We start from the raw sequence: 2392 nt of genomic DNA, 5'->3' as shown, positions 1-2392 counted from the left end.
CCCGCTCCAGCACGGGGACCGCGGCCGGTGGCGCGCCGCCCGGAACCGCCGGGCCGGCCGGCCGAGGCGGGAACGTTGGCGGGGATGGTTTCGCCGGTCGCGGCGTCGAAGGTGCCGGCTGTGCGGGCGCGGGCGAGGAGTTCGCGGCGGACCGCCGAGGCGTTGCCCTGCCGGCAGGCCGGCAGCACCGGATCTGCGAGTGATCTCGGACCGGTCGGTGCGGCGTGCCCCGGCATAGACTGCCGAGGTGGAACGAACGACCCCAGGCGCCGGGCCGGTGCTGCCGGAGCTGCCGCTGCAGGAGTTGGAGTGCTTCTCCGTCCTCGTGCACCAGTTGCACTTCGGGCGGACGGCGGAGGTGCTCGGCGTCTCGCAGGGCCGGGTGTCCCAGATGATCAAGCGGCTGGAGGGTCGGGTCGGGGCGCCGTTGTTCGAACGGACCAGTCGGCGGGTGGAGTTGACCGATCTGGGGCGCGGACTGGCAGAACAGGTCGTGCCCGCGTTCGAGCGGCTGCGGGCGGCGTACGGGGATGCCCGGTCGCGCGCCGCCGCCGCGGACCGGCCGTTGCGCCTCGGCTTCCAGTGCGCGGTGTACGAGCCGGTGGCGCGGGCGATCGCGCGGTTGCCGGAGGGGGCGGCGCAGCTGGTGGAGCTGCCCTGGGGGGATCCGTTCTCGCACCTCGGCCGGGCCGAGATCGATCTGGCGATCGCGCTCGCGCCGTGCCGGGAGCCGGGGTTGGAGGTGCTGCTCGAGTTCTCCCGGCAGCCGGTGTTCGTGGCGTTGGCCGCCGCGCACCGCCCGGCGGGAGAGTGCAGTGTGTCCGCGGAGGAGCTGGCCGCGCTGCCGCTGATCGAGCCGCGCGGTCCGGCGCCCGAGTACTGGCGCCTCGCCAACGCCCCGCGACGGACGGCGACCGGCCGGGAACTGGCCTACCCGGCGAGTGCGGCCACCGTTCAGGAGGGGCTCACGATGGTGGCCAGCACCCGCCAGGGGTTGCTGCTGTGCGAGGACAGCACGCGGTACGTCCAGCGGCCGGACATCCGCTACCTGCCGGTGCAGGAGCTGGATCCGACCACGCTGCAGGTGGTGCAGAGCGAGCATCGGCCGCACCCGCTGGCAGCCCGCTTCGTCGGGCTGCTGCTGGCGGAGGTCAGCTGACGCAAGCGCCGCCCGGGCGGGTGAGCGCGGTGAGCAGCAGTCCGGCGGCCGTGAGACCCGCCGCCGTGAACAGGACGGCGTGGTTCCCGGCCCGGTCGACGACCTGCCCGCCGGCGAGGGAACCCAGCGCGATACTCGCGTTGAACACACCCGCCCACACGGCCGCCGAGGCTTCGATCCGGGCCGGGTCTGCGGTGCGGACCCAGGTCTGGGTGGACACGGAGACCCCGCCGTACGAGGCGCCCCAGACGACCAGCAGGAGCAGCACCGTGACGACACCGCCGGTGGCGAACGGCAGCAGGGCGGCGGCCAGGGTGACGCCGGACAGGGCGATCGTGACGGCGATCCTGGGCCGGTGGCCGGAGAGCGGGCCGAGGGTGAAGTTGCCGGCGACGCCGGCCAGTCCGTACACCAGCAGGCAGGTGGCGATGACGCCGCTGCTCAGGCCCGCGTCGGCCTCGAGGACCGGGCGGACGTAGGTGTAGCCGGCGAAGTGGCCGAGCACGACGAAGGCGGTGATGGCGGTCCCGGCGGCGACGCCCCGGTTGCGCAGGACGACGGTGAGGCCGCCGAGGTACCCGCGCTCGGTGACCGGCAGGGCGGGCAGGGTGGTGGCGAGCACGGCGGCGGACAAGGCGCCGAGCAGGGCGAGCACCCAGAACGCGGCGCGCCAGTCGAGCAGGGCGGCGAGGTAGGTGCCCAGCGAGACGCCCACGACCGAGGCGATGGAGACGCCGGAGAAGATCAATGCGGCAGCGCACCTTGAACCCCGAGCGGGTGGGGATCGCAGACGTACGCCGCCGCGCCCTGACCCGGGCTTGCGCCCGGGCGGCCACCACCGGGAGCGGCGCCGATGCGTCACCACCTTCCGCGCCCCGCGAGCCGCACCCGCGCTCTCGTGCGTACAGGAAGGATCGCGCACGATGAGGTCGGATGGCCCTCCTGCGGTGTTCGCCCTCCCCGAGTGACGGGGCGCCGGGGCCGCTTCGCAGATCCGCGGGCTCCTCCACCCATCCCCATTCACTCGGGAGGAACCATGAACGCCGCCGCCAGCTGGGACGACATCCTGGTCCGGGACAACTTCCGGGACGTGGGACAGACCCCCACCTCCGACCCCGTCTGGGAGTCCCCGGACATCATCCCCTTCGGAAGCGACATCCTGGACTTCAACCTGCTGGAGTCCAGCTACAACGGCCCCGACCTCGGAGTGAGCCACCCCATCGTGCAGGGGCA

4 protein-coding genes are annotated in these 2392 nt (G+C 73.7%); 2 read left to right on the top strand and 2 right to left on the bottom strand.

Annotation, left to right across the window (positions count from 1 at the left end; all coding sequences use genetic code 11):
• A partial coding sequence (locus tag ABZ885_RS39500; protein WP_360199781.1) for a hypothetical protein occupies positions 1 to 188 on the bottom strand: 188 nt, incomplete at its 3' end.
• 59 nt (positions 189 to 247) lie between these two features.
• On the opposite strand from ABZ885_RS39500, the gene ABZ885_RS39495 reads away from it, so the two are divergent.
• On the top strand, positions 248 to 1159 hold the full coding sequence (locus tag ABZ885_RS39495; RefSeq protein WP_360199779.1) for a LysR family transcriptional regulator: 912 nt from the start codon (positions 248 to 250) through the stop codon (positions 1157 to 1159).
• Here ABZ885_RS39495 and ABZ885_RS39490 read toward each other — a convergent pair.
• Positions 1152 to 1907, bottom strand: a complete 756-nt coding sequence (locus ABZ885_RS39490; RefSeq protein ID WP_360199777.1) for an MFS transporter — start codon at positions 1905 to 1907, stop codon at positions 1152 to 1154. The genes ABZ885_RS39495 and ABZ885_RS39490 overlap by 8 nt on opposite strands.
• Before the next feature lie 288 nt (positions 1908 to 2195).
• On the opposite strand from ABZ885_RS39490, the gene ABZ885_RS39485 reads away from it, so the two are divergent.
• Positions 2196 to 2392, top strand: a 197-nt coding sequence (locus ABZ885_RS39485; protein ID WP_360199775.1) for a hypothetical protein, incomplete at its 3' end; no start/stop codon positions are given.

Source organism: Kitasatospora sp. NPDC047058, assembly GCF_040643935.1.
Taxonomy (GTDB): Bacteria; Actinomycetota; Actinomycetes; order Streptomycetales; family Streptomycetaceae; genus Kitasatospora.
This window is presented reverse-complemented; position numbering and strand designations above follow the sequence as displayed.